26 protein-coding genes are annotated in these 21738 nt (G+C 59.8%); 17 read left to right on the top strand and 9 right to left on the bottom strand.

All coding sequences use genetic code 11. The annotated features are described in order from the left end of the window. Positions 1-89 precede the first annotated feature (89 nt). Positions 90-368 (bottom strand): hypothetical protein, encoded by a 279-nt coding sequence (locus tag ACA066_RS24095; RefSeq protein ID WP_017340724.1) that lies wholly within the window; start codon positions 366-368, stop codon positions 90-92. A gap of 195 nt (positions 369-563) precedes the next feature. Between ACA066_RS24095 and ACA066_RS24100 the strand changes: the two genes are divergently transcribed. Continuing rightward, positions 564-770, top strand: coding sequence for a hypothetical protein (locus tag ACA066_RS24100; protein ID WP_214378627.1), 207 nt, complete (start codon positions 564-566; stop codon positions 768-770). A gap of 123 nt (positions 771-893) precedes the next feature. On the opposite strand, the gene ACA066_RS24105 is transcribed toward ACA066_RS24100, so the two are convergent. Continuing rightward, positions 894-1478: a YajG family lipoprotein gene (locus tag ACA066_RS24105; protein WP_017340726.1), complete on the bottom strand. Its 585-nt coding sequence runs from the start codon at positions 1476-1478 to the stop codon at positions 894-896. 206 nt (positions 1479-1684) lie between these two features. On the opposite strand from ACA066_RS24105, the gene ACA066_RS24110 reads away from it, so the two are divergent. Together ACA066_RS24110 and mqo are read left to right on the top strand one after the other, a co-directional pair. Beyond that, the gene (locus ACA066_RS24110; protein WP_497696910.1) at positions 1685-1918 is read left to right on the top strand and encodes a hypothetical protein; all 234 of its coding nucleotides are present in this window, start codon (positions 1685-1687) and stop codon (positions 1916-1918) included. 737 nt (positions 1919-2655) lie between these two features. Continuing rightward, entirely contained in the window at positions 2656-4164 is a 1509-nt protein-coding gene (mqo, locus tag ACA066_RS24115) for a malate dehydrogenase (quinone) (RefSeq protein WP_497696911.1), read from the top strand. 200 nt (positions 4165-4364) lie between these two features. Here mqo and ACA066_RS24120 read toward each other — a convergent pair whose 3' ends face one another. The 4 genes from ACA066_RS24120 to ACA066_RS24135 form a co-directional block, all read right to left on the bottom strand. Next, positions 4365-4652: a PA4642 family protein gene (locus ACA066_RS24120; protein ID WP_497696912.1), complete on the bottom strand. Its 288-nt coding sequence runs from the start codon at positions 4650-4652 to the stop codon at positions 4365-4367. Between the two features lie 63 nt (positions 4653-4715). Continuing rightward, a complete protein-coding gene (locus ACA066_RS24125) occupies positions 4716-5201 on the bottom strand; it encodes a hypothetical protein (RefSeq protein WP_497696913.1) in 486 nt (161 codons plus the stop codon). Between the two features lie 182 nt (positions 5202-5383). Then, the gene (locus ACA066_RS24130) at positions 5384-5857 is read right to left on the bottom strand and encodes a WbuC family cupin fold metalloprotein (RefSeq protein ID WP_497696914.1); all 474 of its coding nucleotides are present in this window, start codon (positions 5855-5857) and stop codon (positions 5384-5386) included. Between the two features lie 3 nt (positions 5858-5860). Continuing rightward, positions 5861-6418, bottom strand: coding sequence for a hypoxanthine-guanine phosphoribosyltransferase (locus ACA066_RS24135; protein WP_497696915.1), 558 nt, complete (start codon positions 6416-6418; stop codon positions 5861-5863). Positions 6419-6594: 176 nt separating this feature from the next. On the opposite strand from ACA066_RS24135, the gene upp reads away from it, so the two are divergent. After that, positions 6595-7233, top strand: coding sequence for a uracil phosphoribosyltransferase (upp, locus tag ACA066_RS24140; RefSeq protein WP_461953271.1), 639 nt, complete (start codon positions 6595-6597; stop codon positions 7231-7233). A gap of 2 nt (positions 7234-7235) precedes the next feature. Next, positions 7236-8510 (top strand): uracil-xanthine permease family protein, encoded by a 1275-nt coding sequence (locus ACA066_RS24145; protein WP_497696916.1) that lies wholly within the window; start codon positions 7236-7238, stop codon positions 8508-8510. Positions 8511-8699: 189 nt separating this feature from the next. Here the strand turns inward: ACA066_RS24145 and hemH are convergent, their stop codons facing one another. Further along, the gene (gene hemH / locus ACA066_RS24150) at positions 8700-9725 is read right to left on the bottom strand and encodes a ferrochelatase (protein WP_497696917.1); all 1026 of its coding nucleotides are present in this window, start codon (positions 9723-9725) and stop codon (positions 8700-8702) included. Positions 9726-9738: 13 nt separating this feature from the next. Then, on the bottom strand, positions 9739-10641 hold the full coding sequence (locus ACA066_RS24155; RefSeq protein WP_497696918.1) for a TIGR01777 family oxidoreductase: 903 nt from the start codon (positions 10639-10641) through the stop codon (positions 9739-9741). Between the two features lie 196 nt (positions 10642-10837). Between ACA066_RS24155 and ACA066_RS24160 the strand changes: the two genes are divergently transcribed. The 12 genes from ACA066_RS24160 to ACA066_RS24215 all read left to right on the top strand — a co-directional run bounded on the left by ACA066_RS24160 (position 10838) and on the right by ACA066_RS24215 (position 20989). Continuing rightward, positions 10838-11824 (top strand): NAD(P)/FAD-dependent oxidoreductase, encoded by a 987-nt coding sequence (locus ACA066_RS24160; protein ID WP_497696919.1) that lies wholly within the window; start codon positions 10838-10840, stop codon positions 11822-11824. Next, positions 11821-12036, top strand: a complete 216-nt coding sequence (locus ACA066_RS24165; RefSeq protein WP_497696920.1) for a TIGR02450 family Trp-rich protein — start codon at positions 11821-11823, stop codon at positions 12034-12036. The genes ACA066_RS24160 and ACA066_RS24165 overlap by 4 nt, the downstream gene beginning before the upstream one ends. A gap of 219 nt (positions 12037-12255) precedes the next feature. Next, a complete protein-coding gene (locus ACA066_RS24170) occupies positions 12256-13215 on the top strand; it encodes a YbgA family protein (protein WP_497696921.1) in 960 nt (319 codons plus the stop codon). Beyond that, positions 13215-14156: a MerR family transcriptional regulator gene (locus ACA066_RS24175; protein WP_497696922.1), complete on the top strand. Its 942-nt coding sequence runs from the start codon at positions 13215-13217 to the stop codon at positions 14154-14156. Before ACA066_RS24170 ends, ACA066_RS24175 begins: the two co-directional genes overlap by 1 nt. 21 nt (positions 14157-14177) lie before the next feature. Beyond that, a complete protein-coding gene (phrB, locus tag ACA066_RS24180) occupies positions 14178-15623 on the top strand; it encodes a deoxyribodipyrimidine photo-lyase (protein ID WP_497696923.1) in 1446 nt (481 codons plus the stop codon). Then, positions 15616-16038: a nuclear transport factor 2 family protein gene (locus ACA066_RS24185; protein ID WP_497696924.1), complete on the top strand. Its 423-nt coding sequence runs from the start codon at positions 15616-15618 to the stop codon at positions 16036-16038. The genes phrB and ACA066_RS24185 overlap by 8 nt, the downstream gene beginning before the upstream one ends. Then, positions 16035-16817 carry an SDR family NAD(P)-dependent oxidoreductase gene (locus ACA066_RS24190; protein ID WP_497696925.1) on the top strand — a complete coding sequence of 261 codons (783 nt, stop codon included), beginning with the start codon at positions 16035-16037 and terminating at the stop codon, positions 16815-16817. Before ACA066_RS24185 ends, ACA066_RS24190 begins: the two co-directional genes overlap by 4 nt. After that, complete coding sequence (locus ACA066_RS24195; protein ID WP_497696926.1) at positions 16814-18061, top strand: NAD(P)/FAD-dependent oxidoreductase; 1248 nt, start codon at positions 16814-16816, stop codon at positions 18059-18061. Before ACA066_RS24190 ends, ACA066_RS24195 begins: the two co-directional genes overlap by 4 nt. Beyond that, complete coding sequence (locus ACA066_RS24200; RefSeq protein ID WP_497696927.1) at positions 18058-18873, top strand: DUF1365 domain-containing protein; 816 nt, start codon at positions 18058-18060, stop codon at positions 18871-18873. Before ACA066_RS24195 ends, ACA066_RS24200 begins: the two co-directional genes overlap by 4 nt. Further along, positions 18860-20131 (top strand): class I SAM-dependent methyltransferase, encoded by a 1272-nt coding sequence (locus ACA066_RS24205; protein WP_497696928.1) that lies wholly within the window; start codon positions 18860-18862, stop codon positions 20129-20131. Before ACA066_RS24200 ends, ACA066_RS24205 begins: the two co-directional genes overlap by 14 nt. After that, a complete protein-coding gene (locus ACA066_RS24210) occupies positions 20124-20630 on the top strand; it encodes a DUF2878 domain-containing protein (RefSeq protein ID WP_497696929.1) in 507 nt (168 codons plus the stop codon). Before ACA066_RS24205 ends, ACA066_RS24210 begins: the two co-directional genes overlap by 8 nt. Before the next feature lie 53 nt (positions 20631-20683). Beyond that, on the top strand, positions 20684-20989 hold the full coding sequence (locus ACA066_RS24215; RefSeq protein WP_084320418.1) for a YkgJ family cysteine cluster protein: 306 nt from the start codon (positions 20684-20686) through the stop codon (positions 20987-20989). A gap of 160 nt (positions 20990-21149) precedes the next feature. On the opposite strand, the gene ACA066_RS24220 is transcribed toward ACA066_RS24215, so the two are convergent. Continuing rightward, entirely contained in the window at positions 21150-21668 is a 519-nt protein-coding gene (locus tag ACA066_RS24220; protein WP_497696930.1) for an acyloxyacyl hydrolase, read from the bottom strand. Positions 21669-21738: the final 70 nt, after the last annotated feature.

The following is a 21738-nucleotide window of genomic DNA, read 5'->3' on the forward strand; positions in this document are numbered from 1 at the left end:
AGCAAGATCAAAAGATCGCAGCCTTCGGCAGCTCCTACATGAGATCAGTGTAGGAGCTGCCGAAGGCTGCGATCTTTTGCTTTAAGGGATCAAACCCGCGTACTGATCCACGACACCAGCAATGCCAACCCCAGGCAGGCAAAACCGAAACGATAGAAAAAGCGGTTCATGCGCAAGGTCGCCCAATCCAGCACTGGCTCTTCACTGGGACGGCTCTGACGCTGCGCTGCCAGACTCGCCTGCGCGCGTTGTTCGCGGCGACGCGTAGCATGCAGTAACCAGCTGCCCGGGAAGGCAAACAGCAAGGCGAGCAGGTTGATCAATTTGGCGGGATGGGCGGTAAACAGCGTCATCAAATGCAGCGACATCACAAACCTCAGTCAAAACAGGTGTGGCGAACGCCGGATCGACGACCGCGGCGCGGATTCTACCGAAAGCCGTCCCCCCTGCCCGCCGCATTACGACAAATAACTCACCATCTGGCAGATTCCTGTCCTGCGTCATGGCTTCGTCATCTGAATGCGCCAGTCTCTCAGCCCATCGAAACCGACACGGAAACCGTCATGCTGCACGCCGAAAACCAGGATCGCCTCTACCTCATTGCCCAAAGCGACGAACAACAAGCCTTGGTCGGCAGCCTTGCCTTCAACGTTCAGGATCGCCATTGGCTGGTGTATTGCGCACTGGGTGGGCATCAACATGCGGATTTGCCGGAAGCGGATTTGCTGACGGGCGTGAGTGTGCTGGATTTTTACTCGCAGGCTGCCTGACCCCAACGCCCTTCTGTAGGAGCGAGCTTGCTCGCGAAAAACGTACCGGCAACGCGTTTATTCAGGTTGCACGCGTCATCGTTAACGTCCATCGCGAGCAAGCTCGCTCCTACAGGGCTCGCATTACTCGCTGAGAATCTGACCAATCGTCGGGTCCTTGAACAGGCGCGTCAACGCGTCGCTCAACACATCGCTGACCAGCTTGGTGTTGGTTTCCTGATTCGGCGCCATGCCGAAACGCTGATCCAGCGACGCACCGTAACGGCCGCTGTAGCGGCGGTTGGCGTTCTGTACGTCGGAGCGGAAGGTCGCGCCGATGGTCGCTTCAGTCACGTACATGCCTTCTTTGGGCGACTGATACTTCAGCTCGGCCAGGGTCACGGTCAATTGCGGAGCATTCATCGCATTGGACGTCGGGGTAAAGCCCAGCAGGCGCACGGCCGCTTCGGCCTGGGCCTGCAACTTCGGCAGGATCTGCGCGCCCTGCACAGTAATGGCGCTGGTCTCCGGATACAAACCGCCACGGGTGCCCAGAGTTGGCGACGGACGACCGTCTACCACACGCACCACCACTGGCTGACCGTGGCCGACCGGTGCCAGCTGAGTCGTCAGCTTCGGCTCCGGGTTCAGTTGTTGCGGGCTGTGGGCGCAGCCAACCAGGGTCAAACTGGTCACAGTGATCAAACCGAACAACAGGCGTTGCAACATGCTCTTCTCTCCAGAATCAGGCACAAACAGGCCGGCAGTATAGCGGTGCGCCATCGTCGCGAACTAGCACCTCGCACTGAATACTGAAATGTCTGACAAACCCTTGGGAAGCCGGTTCCTGTCACACAGATGTCACCGCCCATACACTTGCATGTCACGGCGCTCTGACAACCTTCACGACAGTCACCCCTTCAAGGTACTTTGCCATGCGCCACCTGATCTCGCTGTTCGCTCCACGCCCATTGCATCGCTGCTTCGCCCTGCTCGACCGCAATGGTCATTGCCAGGCATTCAAGCAGTGCAGCCTGCAGCCGATGGGCGATGGATGGGTCGAAATCGAAGAAATCCGCCTCAACTGGCTGCACCATCCCCTGCCCGCCAGTGCCCGTGTCAGCCAGCACAAACCGCGCGCGCGGGCGCAGCAGCTGTTGGCCACCTGACCAGACGCCTAATAAAAGTCATTAAACACGTCCATTTCCCTGCGTTTCTTAGATACAATCTCCCCCCGATTATAAGGACGTCTCCTGATCGGGCCTCGCAGCATCGTCAATGCTTCGGTATTGGCACCCCGCACCGCCCACAGAGAGCCGCCCACACAGATCGAGTGAAGCTGGCGCGCTTGCTGTTCCTTGAGCAAAACCCCCACTTTTCGCGAATCTGCAGAGCTGTCATTACGCTCGGTCACTGAGCTGTTTGCCCGTTTTGCCTGTCATGTATCCCATGGCGGCAATCCATCCGGGCACGGTGCCAGGCTGGGGCAGCCCTTTTTTGAGGTTCACGTCTTCAAAAGAGCGTGAAAAAAACGGGTTTTCACAACTTCACAAGAGTGTGGCGAGCAAATGAATAGTTTTGCGTCTGAACATGCACCATTAGCGTCTGGAACAGCCCAACGACACAGGACCGAGTATTCCTCGAACACCGGAGCCTGAAGCCTGTCCGCTACGGATTTGGTTGCACAAACGGATGTCTCGACCATAAGTCGAATTGCCAGTCGCGCGTTGAAATGAGTTCATAGACCTCATTGACCCGGCCGGTAGCGTCCGTCGAAGTTGCGATAAATTGCGAAGATTCGGACATGGCGATACTGCCATGAGTACCAGGGGCATCACTGACTCGCCCCGGAACGCCTGGCAGCCATGCCGACAATTTGGTGCTGCAGATTTTGGAGACGCGTTAAATGGCGCATAACGAAGCAGTCGACGTAGTACTGGTTGGGGCCGGCATCATGAGTGCCACCCTCGCAGTACTGCTCAAAGAGCTCGACCCCGCGATCAAGCTGGAAGTCGTCGAGCTGATGGATTCCGGTGCCGCGGAGAGTTCGAACCCGTGGAACAACGCCGGTACCGGTCACGCCGGGCTGTGTGAGCTCAATTACACGCCGCAGGCCGCCGACGGCACCGTCGACATCAAGAAAGCCGTGCACATCAACACCCAGTTCGAGGTGTCGAAGCAGTTCTGGTCGTACCTGACCAAAAAAGGCACCTTCGGTTCGTGCAAGTCTTTCATCAGCCCGGTGCCACACCTGAGCTTCGTGCAAGGTGACAGTGGCGTGTCCTTCCTCAAGGAACGCTTCAACGTGCTGAGCAAGCACCACGCCTTCTCCGACATGGAATACACCGAAGACAAAGCAAAAATGGCGGACTGGATGCCATTGATGATGCCTGGTCGTCCGGCTGACGAAGTCATCGCCGCCACCCGCGTGATGAACGGCACCGACGTCAACTTCGGCGCGTTGACCAACCAATTGCTCAAGCACCTGACCAGCGCACCCGATGCCCAGGTCAAGTACTGCAAGCGCGTCACCGACCTGAAGCGTAACAACGGCGGCTGGACCGTCAGCATCAAGGACGTCAACAGCGGCAACTCCCGTGAAGTCGACGCCAAGTTCGTGTTCCTCGGCGCGGGCGGCGCGGCATTGCCGTTGCTGCAGGCGTCGGGCATCGAAGAAAGCAAAGGCTTCGGCGGCTTCCCGATCAGCGGCCAGTGGCTGCGTTGCGACAACCCGGAAGTGGTCAAACACCACCAGGCCAAGGTGTATAGCCAGGCCGCCGTGGGTTCGCCACCGATGTCCGTGCCGCACCTGGACACCCGCGTGGTCGATGGCAAGAAGTCCCTGCTGTTCGGACCTTACGCCGGTTTCACCACCAAGTTCCTCAAGCACGGCTCCTTCATGGACCTGCCGATGTCGGTTCGCGCCGGCAACATCGGCCCGATGCTGGCCGTGGCGAAAAACAACATGGACCTGACCAAGTATCTGGTCAGCGAAGTGATGCAGTCGATGGAGCAACGCCTGGATTCCCTGCGTCGTTTCTACCCTGAAGCGAAAGCCGAAGACTGGCGCCTGGAAGTGGCCGGCCAACGGGTTCAAATCATCAAGAAAGACCCGAAAAAGGGCGGCGTCCTGCAGTTCGGCACCGAACTGGTCGCGGCCAAGGACGGTTCCCTTGCTGCACTGCTTGGCGCTTCGCCAGGCGCGTCGGTGACCGTTTCGATCATGCTGGAGCTGATCGAGAAATGCTTCCCGGCCAAAGCGTCCGGCGAATGGGCTGCCAAACTGGCGGAAATCTTCCCGGCCCGTGAAAAGGTTCTGGAAACCGATGCTGCGCTGTATCGCAAGATCAACACGCAGAACAACATCGCGCTGGAACTGGTTGAAGAAAGCAGCGAGACCCCAAGCTACGCTTGATCGTCGCGCATAAAAAACGCCCCGTTCTCAGTGAGAGCGGGGCGTTTTTTTATGCCTGTTTCACGACGAATCTGATTTTGCAGGAGCCGGCTTGCTGGCGATGGCATCACTTCGGCATGTCAGATAACACCGAGGAGATGCAATCGCCAGCGAGCCGGCTCCTACAAAAGCGGGGCGTTTATTTGTCGGATGAAAGGGCCTTAACCGCGAGCCTTGTCGATCAGCTCGATGTACTCGGCCGCGTTGCGCTGATCCTTGATCACGGTCACAAAGTCATTGCCGTGCTCATCCTTGCCGTTCAAATCCAGACCGGCTTCGACGAAGAACGTCAGAAAACGCTCAAAGTCGTCGATGCGCAGGCCGCGGTAAGCCTTGATCAGTTTGTGCAGGGACGGCGAAGTGGCGTCGACCGGTTCGAAATCGAGAAACAACTTGATCTGCTCATCGCCGATCTCGTCACCAATCACTTGCTTCTTATCTTTACGCATTGCCGACTCCAGCTCGCAGACATTTCACGGGGCGGGCAGTTTACCCCTCACTGGCCGCCGGGCTCAACGCGGACGAACGGCCCCGGTGTGCAGGTCAGCCCAGACATGGCCATTGGCGTAGCTGAGGAACTGGCAATACACCGTGTCATTGCGCAGCAAGTCGATCACCACGCGGTACTGCGCCATCGGATAAAACAGCGTCAGGGTTTTGGTCTTGTCGTCGTAGATCGGCTTTTTCAGGCTTTTGCTTTCGCCATCGAAGTTGACCAGCACCTGATTGATGGTCGCCCCCTTGTTCAAGGATTTGCCCTTGAGGCGGATCAGCAGCGGAGACGTCACCGGGATCGGCTGTTGGGTGGACTGGCGCTGACTGCCGACCACTACCGAATACTCGGTGACCTGCAGCAGTTGTTGCTGCTCGGGTTCGGCATCACGCAGGGTCAGGTCGTCCGGTGGCAGGAACTGCGCATGCATCGGCGCCGGCGCGGCGGCCAGGGGCAGGCTGAGGGTCAGCAACAGGGCGGCGCAGCTGCGGATCAAAAGGCTCATGACGGGCTCCGGAGTCAAGGCCGAGCACTTTAGCATGCTGACCGGAGAGGTTCGGCGATCACGATTACTTGTAGGAGCGAGCTTGCTCGCGATGGACGTGAACGATGACGCGTGCTGTCTGGAAACAAGCGGCGTTTTCAAGTTCATCGCGAGCAAGCTCGCTCCTACAGGGGTGGTGCACATCAATCGAATTGCGCGCGCATCCACGCCTGATACTCGACCACGCCCGGCTCGCCTTCACGTGGCGCCCAATGCGCAAGCTCACCTTCGCCGACCGGGCGATAAGGACCGGCCTTGCATTCAAACATCAGGCTGTCGGCTTCCAGCACCACCAGGCCATGGAACACACCGGTGGGCAGGTCCACGCCGACACAATCGCCACCGGCCTGCAGGATTTGCTTCTTCACCACCGCGCCGGCCTCATCGAAGATCAACAGGCCAAGCCGCCCTTTGAGCACCAACAAGGTTTCAGCCTTGTTCTCCCCCAGATGCCGATGAGGCGGGATGTACGTGGACGGCTGCAAACCCACCGCCATGCGATGGCAGGCCTCTTCAATCCGATGGAAGTTGTGATGCTGCCGTCCACGTGGATTTGCCGCAGCCTTCCCGGCCAATTCATTGAACAAGGATTGATCAAGAAAGCTCGGCGCGCTCATTGCTTACATCCCTTTAACGGCGAAAATTCCGTTGGCATTACGCCAGTAGCCTTTGTAGTCCATCCCGTAACCGAAGATGTAACGGTCGATGCACGGCAGGCCGACGAAATCGGCTTTCAGGTCCGGACGAGCCTTGCGGTCGTGGTCCTTGTCGATCAGCACGGCGGTGTGCACTTTGCGCGCGCCAGCGTGTTTGCAGAAGTCGATAATCGCGCCCAGGGTGTGACCTTCGTCGAGGATGTCGTCGATGATCAGCACGTCACGGTCGATGAACGACACTTCAGGCTTGGCTTTCCAGAACAGGTCGCCGCCGCTGGTTTCGTTGCGATAGCGGGTGGCGTGCAGGTAGGACGCTTCCAGCGGGAATTGCAGATGGGTGAGCAGCTTGCCGGCGAAAATCAGGCCGCCGTTCATCACACAGAACACCACCGGATTGCTGTCCGCCAGTTGTTCGTTGATGTGCGCACCGACGCGGGCGATGGCCGCCTCGACTTCAGCTTCGGTGTACAGGCGGTCAGCCTCTCGCATGATTTGACGGATATGCTCGAGATCAGCGGACATGGCGCTCTCCAAGGGGGGTTGAGGGGAGGGTCGGGTTCAGGAAAAGCGGGCAAAGGTACGCATCAAGCGAGGCCAGATCAAGCGTTTGTGGACTAACGTACTCTATGTCTATAGGACAACACCCTCGGATAGATTAATCTAGGCCGGTTTTTTTGCCCGCCGCCGGAGCCTTTCCCATGCCCATCCTCGAGATCCGCCATCCGCTGATCCGTCATAAACTTGGCCTAATGCGCCGCGCAGACATCAGCACCAAGAATTTCCGTGAGCTCGCTCAGGAAGTCGGCGCCCTGCTGACCTATGAAGCCACCAAAGACCTGCCGCTGGAATCCTACGACATCGAAGGCTGGTGCGGCACGGTGTCGGTCGAGAAAATCGCCGGCAAAAAAATTACCGTTGTGCCGATCCTGCGCGCCGGTATCGGCATGCTTGAAGGCGTGCTGAGCCTGATCCCGGGCGCCAAAGTCAGCGCCGTGGGCGTGGCCCGCAACGAAGAAACGCTGCAGGCCCACACCTACCTGGAAAAACTGGTTCCGGAAATCAACGAACGCCTGGCGATGATCATCGACCCGATGCTCGCCACCGGCAACTCCATGGTCGCCACCATCGACCTTCTGAAAAAAGCCGGTTGCCGCGACATCCGCGCCATGGTGCTGGTCGCCGCGCCGGAAGGCATCGCCGCCGTGGAGAAGGCTCACCCGGACGTGACCATCTACACCGCTTCCATTGACGAGAAACTGAACGAGCACGGTTACATCATCCCAGGCCTGGGCGATGCCGGTGACAAGATCTTCGGCACCAAGCAGAAGGACGCGTGACCATGCAGCAAGAGTTCAACGATCCGCTTTGGCGCACGGTGCTGTCCGGCGCCCAGATGCTGTTCGTGGCGTTCGGCGCGCTGGTGTTGATGCCGCTGATTACCGGCCTCGACCCGAACGTGGCGCTGTTCACGGCAGGTCTGGGGACGATTCTGTTCCAGGTCGTCACCGGGCGTCAGGTGCCGGTGTTCCTCGCGTCGAGCTTCGCCTTCATCACCCCGATCATTCTCGCCAAGGGCCAGTTCGGCCTCGCGGCGACCATGGGCGGCGTGATGGCGGCCGGTTTCGTCTACACCTTCCTCGGCCTCGCCGTGAAGATCAAAGGCACCGGCTTCATCGACCGCTTGCTGCCACCGGTGGTGATTGGTCCGGTGATCATCTCGATCGGCCTGGCCATGGCGCCGATCGCCGCCAACATGGCGATGGGCAAGGCTGGCGACGGTAGCGAGCTGATTCATTATCAGACAGCCATGCTGATCTCGATGCCAGCGCTGCTGACCACCCTGATCGTCGCCGTGTTCGGCAAAGGCATTTTCCGCCTGGTGCCGATCATCTCCGGTGTGCTGGTAGGTTTTGCGATGGCGTTCTACTTCGGCGTGGTTGATACCGCGAAGATTGCCGCTGCACCGTGGTTCGCGATCCCGAACTTCACCGCGCCGGAATTCAACTGGCAGGCGATTCTGTTCATCGTTCCGGTGGCATTGGCTCCGGCCATCGAGCACATCGGCGGCGTGATCGCAGTCGGTAGCGTGACCGGTCGCGACTACCTGAAAAAACCCGGCCTGCATCGCACCCTGCTCGGCGACGGCATTGCCACCACTGCAGCCGGTTTGTTCGGCGGTCCGCCCAACACCACGTACGCCGAAGTGACGGGCGCGGTGATGCTGACCAAGAACTACAACCCGAAAATCATGACCTGGGCGGCGATCTTTGCCATCAGCCTGGCGTTCATCGGCAAGTTTGGCGCGCTGCTGCAAAGCATTCCGGTGCCGGTGATGGGCGGGATTCTGTGCCTGTTGTTCGGTTCGATTGCTGCGGTGGGGATGAACACACTCATTCGCCACAAGATCGACCTGGGCGAAGCGCGCAATCTGGTGATTGTGTCGGTGACGCTGGTGTTCGGGATTGGCGGTGTGCTGGTCGGCACCGGCACCGGTCCGGACGACTTCGGCCTCAAAGGCATCGCGCTGTGCGCGGTGGTGGCGATTGCGCTGAACCTGTTGCTGCCGGGGAATGACAGCTGGAAGCACAAGAAGGCGGATGAGCCGTTGCTCTAATGGTTCACTCAATCCCTGTGGCGAGGGGGCTTGTCGGCCCGCCGCACCGCCCCGTTCGGCTGCGAAGCAGTCGTAAACCCGGCAAACGCATTGTGTCTGGTGCAACGCGTTTGCCGGATAGAGGGCCGCTTCGCGACCCAACGGGGCGGTGCGGCGGGCCGACAAGCCCCCTCGCCACAGTTTGTATTCCTACAGTGCCAACGGCGCTCTTTCGCACAAGGTGTTCAACGCCTTGGCCCACTGAGGATCATCGTTGAGGCACGGCACCAGCACCAACTCCTCCCCTCCCGCTTCGCGGAACTGCTCTGCGCCGCGATCACCAATCTCTTCCAGCGTCTCGATGCAATCGGCAACGAACGCCGGGCACATCACCAGCACTTTTTCCACGCCCATTCCGGCCAACTCATCAAGGCGAGCCTCGGTGTAGGGTTCGATCCATTTGGCCCGGCCCAGACGCGACTGGAACGACACCGACCATTTGCCGTCAGGCAGGCCCATGCGTTTGGCAAACTCTGAAGCCGTGCGCAGGCATTGAGCGCGGTAGCAGGTGGCTAACACTTCTGGCGAAGCGTTCTGGCAGCAGTTGTCGGTTTTAAAGCAATGGTGACCCGTCGGGTCGATCTTGGTCAGGTGCCGCTCCGGCAAACCGTGGAAACTCAGCAGCAGATGATCATGCGGCTGCTCCAGATAAGGTTTGGCACTGGCCACCAATGCGTCGAGGTATTCCGGCTGGTCGTAGAACGGCTGAAGGATCGACAACTGCACGTCGAGGTTCTTCTCCCGCACCACCCGCTTCGCTTCCTCGATCACCGTCGTCACGGTGCTGTCGGCGAACTGCGGATAAAGCGGCGCGAGGGTAATACGCTTGTGCCCCTGGGCGGCGAGCTGCACCAGTTTGGATTCAATCGACGGCTCGCCATAACGCATCGCCAGCTCCACCGGCCCGTGTTTCCACTGTGCGCTCATGGCATGTTGCAAGCGACGGCTGAGCACCACCAGCGGCGAGCCGTCTTCCCACCAGATCGAGGCGTAGGCGTGGGCCGACTGCTCCGGCCGCTTGATCAGAATCAGCGAGACCAGCAAACGCCGCACCGGCCATGGCAGGTCGATCACATACGGGTCCATCAGAAATTGATTGAGGTAGCTGCGCACATCCGCCACCGAGGTGGAGGCAGGTGAACCCAGGTTGACCAGAAGCAACGCGTGATCGGTCATGCAACGTCCTATTTCAAAGGCGGCTGGACAAGTCGTCCAGGGCCGCGCGCAAATCAGTGAACTGGAATGTGAAACCCGCTTTCAACAAACGCGCCGGCACGGCTTTCTGGCCGCCCAGCAACAGCAATGACAATTCGCCCAGACACACCTTCAACGCCAGGGCCGGCATGGGCATGAATGCCGGGCGATGCAGCACGGCGCCCAGCGTGCTGGCAAACTCACGATTGCGCACCGGTTTGGGCGCGCAGGCATTATAAGGACCGCTGACGTCTTTCTGATGCAGAAGAAAATCAATCAGGGCGATTTGATCCTTGATATGGATCCACGGCATCCACTGCCGACCATCGCCAAGAGGCCCGCCCAGCCCCAGTTTGAACGGCAACAACAGCCGCGACAAAAAGCCGCCCTCGGCAGACAACACCAACCCCGTGCGAATCAGGATCACGCGAATGCCCAAGGCCTCGGCACGCTGCGCGGTTTCCTCCCAGGCAATGCACAACTGACTGGCGAAATCGTCGATGACGGGTGGAGATTCTTCAGTCAATTCCCGCTCGCCACCGTCGCCGTACCAGCCGATGGCAGAGCCAGAGATCAACACCTGCGGTTTCTGTTCGCGGGTTTCGAGCCAGGCCAGCAGGGTTTCAGTCAGGGTAATGCGACTGCTCCAGAGCAAGGCTTTGCGCCGGGACGTCCAGGGCCGGTCGGCAATCGGTGCCCCCGCCAGGTTGATAATCGCGTCCACCGGTTCTTGTCCGAGGTCTTCCAACCGCGCGATACCACGAACTTCTGCACCGCAGATTTTTGCGACTTTTTCAGGCGTCCGACTCCATACCGTCAGACGATGTCCCTGGCTCAACCAGTGTCGGCAGAGTTGACGTCCTATCAAACCAGTACCGCCGGTCAGCAATATGTGCATGACTTCTTCCTCGCGTGGCGTTTTACCCTGATCACTAGTCTATTTTTATAAGCAGGGATCTTTGATATCGGGCAGGCTCTGTTGTTAACAATAGGCCAAGCTGTCAGAACGAGAACGCTAAAAGTTATACCAAAAAACAATATTGTACAGGTTTCATCCACGGCGTAGTCTGTACAGAAAGGTAAACGAGGCCCCTATGACTGTACCTATCGCAATCATCGGCACCGGCATCGCCGGACTCTCAGCCGCCCAGGCCCTTACGGAGGTCGGGCATGTCGTTCAATTTTTCGATAAAAGCCGCGGCAGTGGCGGACGCATGTCGAGCAAGCGCAGCGACGCGGGTGCTCTGGACATGGGCGCGCAATATTTCACTGCCCGCGATCGCCGCTTTGTCACGGAAGTCCAGCGCTGGCAAGCCAACGGCTGGGTCGCCGAGTGGACGCCACAGCTCTATACCTTCCACGGTGGTCAGCTCAATCTGTCGCCGGACGAACAGACGCGCTGGGTCGGCACGCCGCGCATGAGCGCCATCACCCGCGGCTTGCTCGGCGATTCGGAAGTACATTTCGCCTGCCGCATCACCGAGGTCTATCGGGGTGAGGAGCATTGGCATCTGCAGGACGCCGAGGGGTTCACCCATGGCCCGTTCAGTCATGTCATCGTCGCCACGCCCGCGCCACAGGCGACCGCATTGCTGGCCTCCGCGCCGAAGCTCGCCGGTGCTGCCGCCGGGGTAAAAATGGACCCGACCTGGGCGGTCGCACTGGCCTTCGATATACCGCTGGACACCCCCATGGAAGGCTGCTTCGTGCAGGACAGCCCGCTCGACTGGCTGGCCCGCAACCGCAGCAAACCGGGGCGTGACAACACGATGGACACTTGGGTGCTGCACGCAACGAGTGCCTGGAGCCGGCAACATATCGACCTGCCCAAAGAGGCCGTGATCGAGCAATTGCATGGCGCGTTCGCCGAACTGCTCCACAGCGCGATGCCCGCGCCCACGTTCAGCCTCGCCCACCGCTGGCTCTACGCCCGCCCCGCCAGCAGCCATGAATGGGGCACCCTGGCCGATGCCGACCTGGGCCTTTACGCATGTGGCGACTGGTGCCTGTCGGGCCGCGTCGAAGGTGCATGGCTCAGCGGACAGGAAGCCGCCCGCCGCCTGCACGAACATCTGCAGTGAACCGCATCAACCCGAGCAAATTGCTGCTGTCGAAATGGACAGCAGCCCACCCGCAAAACCGCGAAAAACATTTTCTGGTCACCGAGTTGTTCCGCGACGAGGAAGGCACGGTGCTGGACGTCGAATTGCAGGCGGTGCTGACCCAGCGCAGTGAACGCCTGGCGTGGCAAACCCTTAAAAACAGCGACGCCTGGATCCTCGGCTGGAAATAGATCCCCTGTAGGAGCGAGCTTGCTCGCGATGTCCGTCAACGCTCACGCTGTAAACCTGACACTCCTCAGCGATCTCAGGTTCATCGCGAGCAAGCTCGCTCCTACAGGGCCTCCGCAAAACCTATACAAATAATTTGACTTGTACACCTTTGAATCTATGATGAAGTCATGTTGTACAGAAATTGAATTCTGTACAGGTCTTAAATTCGAGGTGCTCCAATGCCCCACGCCAGCGCGAAACCGAAAATCGCCATCAGCGCCTGCCTGATGGGTGCCGAGGTGCGTTTCAACGGCGGGCACAAGGAATCGCGGCTGTGCAGCCGCACCCTCACTGAGTATTTCGATTTCGTCCCGATATGTCCGGAGGTCGCGATCGGTCTTGGCATCCCTCGGCACCCCATCCGATTGGTCGGCGACGCTGAACACCCCGAAGCCGTTGGCACTGTTGACCCTGAACTGAATGTCACCCGAGCGCTGGCCGATTACGGCGAGAAAATGGCCATCGAGCTGGACGATATCTGCGGCTACATCTTCATGCAGAAATCACCGTCATGCGGCCTGGAACGGGTCAAGGTCTACCACGCCAACGGCGTGCCCGTAGACGGCGGCGGCCGTGGCATCTTTGCCCGGGCTTTCTGTGCGCGGCACCCGGATCTGCCGGTGGAAGAAGACGGTCGTCTCAATGACCCGGTGCTGCGGGAAAACTTCCTCACCCGCGTGTTCGCCTACAGCGCCTGGCAACAACTGCTGCAAGCGGGCCTGACTCGCCGCGGACTGACGGAATTTCACTCGCGCTATAAATACCTGCTGATGGCCCACAATCCGGTGCAGTACAAAACCCTGGGCAATCTGCTGGGCAACATGGGCCAGATCGACCCGAAAGAACTCGGCCCACGCTATTTCAGCGAACTGATGGCGGCCTTGAAGAAGTGCGCCACGCGCCGCACCCACACCAATGTTCTGCAACACATCAGTGGTTACCTCAAACAGGTCATCAGCGCTGACGACAAACAGGAAGTGCAACACGTCATCGGCCAGTACCGCCACGGCATCGTGCCGCTAGTGGTGCCGCTGACGCTGCTCAAACATCACTTTCGCCAACACCCGGATTCGTACATTGCGCAACAGGTTTACCTGCAACCGCACCCGGAAAACCTAAGCCTGCGAAACGCGATCTGATGAAAATCCCACTCGACACCAGCGCCCGCGAAGACCTCGGCGCCGACTTCAAAAAAGCCCTCGATGAAGGCTGGCTGCCGATTCGTGAAGTGGCCCGGCAGACCGGGGTCAACGCCGTCACCTTGCGCGCCTGGGAACGGCGTTACGGTTTGATCGTGCCGCAACGCACGCCGAAAGGGCATCGGCTGTTCAGCGCCGAACACGTACAACGCATCCTGACGATCCTCACCTGGCTCAATCGCGGCGTGGCCGTCAGCCAGGTCAAGCAACTGCTCGACACCCCGCAAGCCTTTAGCGAAACAGTCGAAAACGATTGGCAGGTGCTGTGCAAAACGCTGCTGCAAGCGGTCACTTCGCTCAACGAACGCACCCTCGATGACACCGTCAACCAGGCGATCGCGTTGTACCCGCCACGGACCTTGTGCGAACAACTGCTGATGCCGTTGCTCGCCGAACTTGAACAACGCTGGCAGGGCCAGTTTGGCGCGCAGATGGAGCGCGTGTTTTTTCACTCCTGGTTACGCAGCAAATTCGGCGCGCGCATCTACCATAACAATCGTCAGTTGCGCACCGCACCGCTGCTGTTGATCAATCACTCCGACCTGCCGCTGGAACCACATCTGTGGCTCACCGCGTGGTTGATCAGCAGTGCCGATTGCCCGGTGGAAGTGTTCGACTGGCCGCTGCCGGCGGGCGAGCTCGCACTGGCGGTCGATCACCTGCAAGCCCGCGGTGTACTGCTGTATTCCAGCAAAGCCATGAACCTTTCGCAGCTGCCGAAACTTTTCAACGGCGTCAGTTGCCCAAAAATGATTGCCGGACCAACGGTGTGCATCCACCACGCCGAGTTGTCCGTAAAAACTACAGAGATTGCTGAATTGTTCCTGGCCGAAGATCCGTTATCGGCGCATCAGGACCTGGTTCAGCGCGGGCTTGTTTAAATGAATCGTACGGACACCATCATGCAATTGATCTGGCTGCGCAGCGACTTGCGCCTACATGACAACACCGCCCTCTCGGCCGCCGCTTCCCGGGGTCCGAGCGTGGCGGTGTACTTGTTGAGCCCGGAACAATGGCGCCAGCATGACGACGCGCCGTGCAAAGTGGATTTCTGGCTGCGCAACCTCCGCGAACTGAGCCGCGCACTCGGCGAGTTGAACATCCCGTTGCTCATCCGCACGGCCTCTCGTTGGGATGAAGCGCCGAAGGTTTTGCTCGATCTGTGCCAGCAGTTGAAGATCGACGCGGTGCACGTCAACGAGGAGTACGGCATTCACGAAAGCCGTCGTGATGCGGCGGTGGCCGAAGCACTGATAACCAAAGGCATCGACTTTTATAGCTACCTCGATCAGTTGCTGTTCAAGCCCGGCACCGTGCTGACCAAGACCGGCACGTACTTCCAGGTCTTCAGTCAGTTCCGCAAGGTTTGCTACGACCGCCTGCACAGCTCGCTGCCGAATCTGGTGAGCGCGCCAATGGCTCAATCGCGGCTGACCGTCAACAGCGATGAAATCCCCTCAAGCGTTGCAGGCTTCGACACGCCGAGCGATACCTTGCGCGCGCTCTGGCCCGCCGGTGAAACCGAAGCCCGACGCCGTCTCGACACCTTCGCCGATGCGCAGATCGACTACTACAAAAGTGAGCGCGACTTCCCGGGCAAACCCGGCACCAGTCAGCTCTCGGCCTACCTCGCGGCCGGCGTCATTTCCCCGCGCCAATGCTTGCACGCCGCCCTGCAAAGCAATCAGGGCGAGTTCGAAAGCGGCAAAGTCGGCGCCGTCACCTGGATCAACGAATTGCTGTGGCGCGAGTTCTACAAACACATTCTGGTGGGCTACCCACGCGTCTCCCGCCACCGCGCCTTCCGCCCGGAAACCGAAGCCCTGGCCTGGCGCGATGCCCCCGATGAACTGGCGGCCTGGCAAGAAGCGCGTACCGGCCTGCCGATCATCGACGCCGCGATGCGCCAACTGCTCGAAACCGGCTGGATGCACAACCGCTTGCGCATGGTCGTGGCGATGTTCCTCACCAAGAATCTGCTGATCGACTGGCGTGAAGGCGAACGTTTTTTCATGCGGCACCTGATCGATGGCGACCTCGCGGCGAACAACGGCGGCTGGCAGTGGAGTTCGTCCACCGGCACCGACTCGGCGCCCTACTTCCGGATTTTCAACCCGCTCAGCCAATCGGAAAAATTCGACAGCGAAGGCCTGTTCATCAAGCACTGGCTGCCGGAGCTGGCCGGGCTGAACAAGAAAGACGTGCACAACCCGGCGAACCTCGGTGGCTTGTTCGGGGTGGCAGGTTATCCGTCGCCAATCGTCAATCTAAGTACGAGTCGCGCCCGCGCGCTGACCGCGTTCAAAAACCTGCCATCGCGACAAAATGCCGGAGGCGGTTATGAGTGATTTTCTGCGGCGCTTCGCCCGGCAGTTTGGCGAACTCAACAAAGACAACCTGCAACGCCTGAATGAGCTGTACACCACCGACGTGCACTTCACCGATCCGCTGCACGACGTACAGGGCATCGGGCAGTTGCGCAGCTATTTCAGTGAGCTCTACGCCAACGTCAGCGAGCTGCGTTTTGATTTTCATGGCTTCGATCAGATCGGCGAAGGCGAAGGTTATCTGCGCTGGGTCATGAGCTACCGCCATCCACGCCTCGCCGGCGGGGGCTTGATTCGGGTGGATGGCTGCTCGCACCTGCTCTGGCGTGACAAGGTTTATCGCCACCGGGATTACTTCGATGCCGGGGCACTGCTTTACGAACATGTACCCGTATTGGGTCGGGCAATCGCCTGGTTGAAAAGGAGAATGGGATGAGTCTTACACCTCCACGACGATATTGGCTGACCGGGGCCAGCAGCGGCATTGGCGCCGCGCTGGCCGAGGAAATTCTAAAAACCGGCGCCCATCTGGCGGTCAGTTCACGCTCGCTGCCGCCGCTGAAAGTCTTGTCGCAACGCTATCCCGGCCAAGTGCTGGTGGTGGCGGGTGATCTGACCAACAGCCAGACCGTACGCGAAATCGGCGAGCAAATCGCACATGACTGGGGCTCGCTGGATACGGTGATTCTCAATGCCGGCACCTGCGAATACGTCGACGTTCAGCAGTTCGATTCGTCGCTTATCGAGCACGTGGTGCGCACCAATCTGCTGGCCAGCAGTTACTGCATCGAAGCGGCGCTGCCGCTGTTGCGCAAAGGCCTCGCGCCGCATCTGGTGGGCGTCGCCAGTTCGGTGACTTACCTGCCGCTGCCACGGGCGGAGGCGTATGGCGCGTCGAAGGCCGGGCTGCGTTATCTGTTCGAATCGTTGCGCATTGACCTCGCGCCCGAAGGCATCGAAGTCACCGTGGTCAGCCCGGGGTTCGTCGACACACCGCTGACGGCGAAGAACGACTTCCCGATGCCGCTCAGTTGGCCGGTGGGCAAAGCGGCGCGACACATCTTCACCAAACTGAAGCATCGGCCGCTGGAGATCGCGTTCCCGGCGCTGTTCATGGCGGCGCTCTGGCCGCTGTCGAAAATGCCCAACCGGGTGAAGCTCGCCATCGGCAAACGCATGGTGCGCAGCAGTCCGCCGATCAAGGACGTGCCGTGAACATCGCCATCATCGGCAGCGGCATCTCGGGGCTGACCAGCGCTTACCTGCTGAATCGCAGCCACGAGATCGCCCTGTTCGAGGCCGGCGACCGGGTCGGTGGTCATACCCACACCGTGGACGTGAAGGTCGATGGCGAGGGCTATGCCGTGGACACCGGTTTCATTGTGTTCAACGACTGGACCTACCCGAATTTCATTCGCCTGCTGGGCCAGATCGGCGTCGGTTTCAAAGCGACAGAGATGAGTTTCTCGGTCACCGACCCGGACAGCGGCCTCGAGTACAACGGCAACAACCTCAACAGCCTGTTCGCTCAGCGCCGCAATCTGCTGTCGCCGAGGTTCTGGGGCATGCTGCGGGACATTCTGCGCTTCAACAAGCGCGCTCAGTCCGACCTGTCCGAGGGCCGGATCGCGGCGGACACCACGCTCGATGAATACCTCAAGGCCGGCGGTTACGGAGAACGGTTCATCCTGCATTACATCGTGCCGATGGGCGCGGCGATCTGGTCGATGCCGATGGCCCAGATGCTGAATTTTCCGCTGCAATTCTTTGTGCGGTTTTTCAAGAATCACGGTTTGCTGTCAGTCAACAATCGCCCGCAATGGCGGGTGATCGAGGGCGGTTCGAGTGCGTACATCGCACCGTTGACCGCGACCTTCAAGCAAAAGATCCGCCTCAACTGTCCCGTGATACGAGTCGAGCGCGATGCCGATGGTGTCGTGATCCACAGCAGCGCCGGCAGCGAACGCTTCGACAAAGTGGTGTTCGCCTGCCACAGCGATCAGGCGCTGAAACTGCTGGCCAAACCGAGCGAAGCCGAAGTGTCGATCCTCGGCGCCCTGCCCTATGCCGACAACGAAGTGGTGCTGCACACCGACACGCGCCTGCTGCCGTCGCGCACACTCGCCTGGGCCAGTTGGAATTACCGCCTCGGCGGTGCCGGCCATACGCTGGCCGCGGTCACCTACGACATGAACATTCTGCAAGGCATCCAGAGCGACACCACGTTCTGCGTCAGCCTCAACCAGAGCGCCGGCATCAGCCCGTCCATGGTGCTCGGCCGATTCACCTACGCCCATCCGCAGTACAGCCTGGCGGCAGTGGCCGCACAGGCGCGCTGGGAAGAATTGAACGGCGCGCAACACAGTTTTTATTGCGGCGCCTACTGGGCCAACGGTTTCCATGAAGACGGCGTGGTCAGCGCGTTGCGCGTGGCCCGCTCGTTCGGGGAAGTGCTGTGAACAGCGCCCTCTACAGCGGCTGGATCGCCCATCGGCGGTTTGCCCCAAGGCGCCATGAATTCCGTTACCGGATCGGCCTGCTGTACCTCGATCTCGACGAACAGGACGCCGTGCTCGGGCTATCGCCACTGTCGGGCTATCGCCGTTTCTCGCCGTTTTCGTTTCGCGAAAGCGACTACCTCAAAGCCTACACCGGCAACGGCATACGCCTGATCGACGCGGTGCGCGAACAGGTCCGCCAGGCCCTTGGTCATGCGCCACAAGGTTCGGTGTGCCTGTTGACCCAGCCTCGCAGTTGGGGCCTGGCGTTCAACCCGGTGAGTTTTTTCTATTGTTACGAAGCCGACGGCCAACTGGCGGCGATCCTTGCCGAAGTCACCAATACCCCGTGGCGCGAGCGTTATCACTACGTGCTGCCGGCCAGGACGCCGGAGGACCTGCGCGATTTCCATCAGCATTTCGCCGTGGCCAAGGCTTTTCATGTGTCGCCGTTTCTGCCACGCGATCTCGAACACCGCATGAGCTTCAGCCCCGTCGCGAAAAAGCTCGGCGTGCACATGGCCGACTGGCAGGGCGAGCTGAAGCTGTTCGACGCCACGCTCAACCTGAAACGCGAAGACTTGAGTCGCGCCAGCCTGCACCGTTACTTGCGGCGCTTTCCGTGGATGACCGCGAAAACCTGTCTGGCGATTTATTGGCAAGCCCTGCGCCTGCTGCTCAAACGCGCGCCGATATTTGCTCATCAAGCTGCCGATGGCAGCTTTCAAACCGCCACCGTTCCGCCCAAGGATCGCCGCCATGAAATCCTCTAGTGTCTCGGCCAAAGCCACACCGCGACGCACCAATGGTCTGACCGGGACGTTGCTGCGTCGCGGTGTGCTGCGGCAACTGGCGCACCTCAAACACGGGCAACTGGTGGTCGTCGAGGACGGCGAGCGGCATGTCTTCGGCACCGCTGGCAGCCATTTGCTGGGGGAGATTCACATCCTCGATGCCGCAGCGTGGGGACTGGTGGCGAGCAACGGTTCGATCGGCGCGGGCGAGGCGTTTATCCACGGTTACTGGAGTTCGCCGGACCTCACGGCGGTGGTTCGCGTGTTCGTCAGCAACCTGGAAGTGCTGGATGCGCTGGAAGGCGGTCTGGCGAAACTCGGCCGGCCGTTCGTTCAAGGGTTGCACTGGCTCAACCGCAACACACGCAAGGGCTCGCAGAAAAACATCGCCGCGCACTACGACCTCGGCAACGACCTGTTCGAACAGTTTCTCGACCCGACCATGATGTATTCCGCGGCACAATTCCTGAGTCCCGAGGACAGCCTGGAACAGGCTCAGCTGAACAAACTGGAACGGATCTGCCAGAAACTCGACCTCAAACCAAGCGATCACCTGCTGGAAATCGGCACCGGCTGGGGCAGCATGGCGCTGTACGCGGCGCAGCACTATGGCTGCAAAGTCACCACCACCACGCTGTCCAGGGAGCAGTACGCCTTTACCGCGCAACGGATCGACGCCCTCGGGTTGCAAGACCAGGTCACGTTGTTGCCCAAGGATTACCGCGACCTCACCGGGCAGTACGACAAACTGGTGTCGATCGAGATGATCGAAGCAGTGGGCCATCGCTTTCTGCCGACCTATTTCAAGCAGTGCGCGCACTTGCTCAAGAGCAATGGCTTGATGCTGTTGCAGGCGATCACCATCCGCGAGCAGCGCTACGAGCAGGCCAAGGGCAGCGTCGATTTCATTCAGCGCTACATCTTCCCCGGCGGCGCCCTGCCCTGCGTGCAGAAAATGCTCGAGATCGTCAGCCGCGACACCGACATGAACTTGCTGCACATGGAGGATTTCGGCCTGCACTACGCACGAACCTTGCGCCTGTGGCATGAAAACTTTCGCCGCGCCCAAGGTCGCTTGAGCGAATTGGGCTACGACGATTATTTCCTGCGGCTGTGGGAGTTTTACCTGTGCTACTGCGAAGGTGGTTTCCTGGAGCGCACCATCGGCACCGCGCAGTTACTGCTGGCCAAACCTTCGGCGATCACCGCGCCGCTGCTCGGCCGCTTCGATGCTTGAACGCTTGGCCAACGCTGCGCTGTTCCAGCTCGGCTGGCTTGCCTGCGTGATAGGCGGCGACAGTTTGTGGTTGTTGGTGGCGCTGGGCGCGTTGGTGATTCATCTGCTGTGGATAAGTCGTTGGGCGGACGAAGGCCGGCTGATTCTCAGCGTGGTTTTGCTGGGCACGACCGTCGACAGTTCATTGCACTGGCTGGGGGTGTTCGAGTTCAACGATGTCGCGCCGCTGATTCCTCTATGGCTGATGCTGTTATGGGCGCTGCTGGCAACGACGTTGCGCCATTGCCTGCAATGGACCGCAACGCCCTGGTGGCTGGGCAGCCTGCTGGGCGCCGTGGGTGGACCGTTGTCGTATTACGCGGGAGGAGAACTGGCCGGGGTGAAATTCCCTTACGGCCAAGTACCGACGCTGATCGGCATCGGATTACTCTGGGCGCTGCTGTTTCCCACGCTGCATTTCATGGCCCAGCGGTTGGCGGCGTCCGACACCCACGGTTGAGCGTCCGTCAGGCCTTTCACACAGCGCCGACCGACTGACTTACACTGCGCGCCATGAAGACCATTCCCCACACACAAATCGCCGAGCCGGCGGTCACCTGCTCGACCTGCGCAGCCTGCTGCTGCCAGCTCGAAGTCATGCTGATCACCGACACGGGGGTGCCCGAACGTTTTATCGATACCGATGATTGGGGTGGGGAAGTCATGCTGCGTCTGGATGACGGCTGGTGTGCCGCGCTGGATCGCAACAGCATGATGTGCACGATCTACGAAAAACGCCCGCTGATCTGCCGGGAATTCGAGATGGGCGCACCGGAGTGCATCGATGAGCGCCAGGGGATTACCACGGCGTATCGTTAGTTTAGAGATGTGTTGTCTGGTCTGACGCCTTCGCGGGCAAGTCGGATCGCCGCATCGCTCGCTCCTACAGGTTTTGCGGTATGTCGTAACGGTGAATACGACATGAAACCTGTAGGAGCGAGCGATGCGGCGATCCGACTTGCCCGCGAAGCTTTTAGCGTTACAACGGCATCGTGTAGTGCAGCGCGTAGCTTTCTACACCGTTGTTCGGGCTACTGAGCCCGGCATTGGAATAGTGCGTTGCACGAATCCCGACTTCGTGCCCGCCCGCAAAACGCAGGCCGAAGCCGAACCGGTCTTCGAACTGAAAAGCACTGCCGAGGTTATTGTTTTCGACTTCGGTATTGGCGAACAACGCCACGCCAACCCCGAGTTCTACATAGGGTTTGACGTTCTGACCGGCAAACTCATAAACAAACACCGGCGAGAACGACAGGCTGTGGTTGCTGGAGGTCTTGTCGCCGTCCCAATAGGTGTAGGCACCACTCCAGTAACCGGTCAAACGACCGACATCACTCTGCAGCCAGCTCTTGTCCCAATCGAATTGCATGCCCAATCGATAGGTCATGGTCGACTCGCTGGTCTCGCCAACCGCGAACTCCACGCCTGCCGCCTGTGCGGTAAAACTGTGCCCCATCAGTGCAGCCGCAATCGCGGCCAAGCAGAATAGTCGCTTCATAGAAACATCCTTTTCCGTACGATTTCGTATTGTTTTTTTGTTGCTTACCGCTATAGAAGTCGACGTTTAA

The sequence above is a fragment of the Pseudomonas sp. LBUM1651 genome (assembly GCF_059716135.1).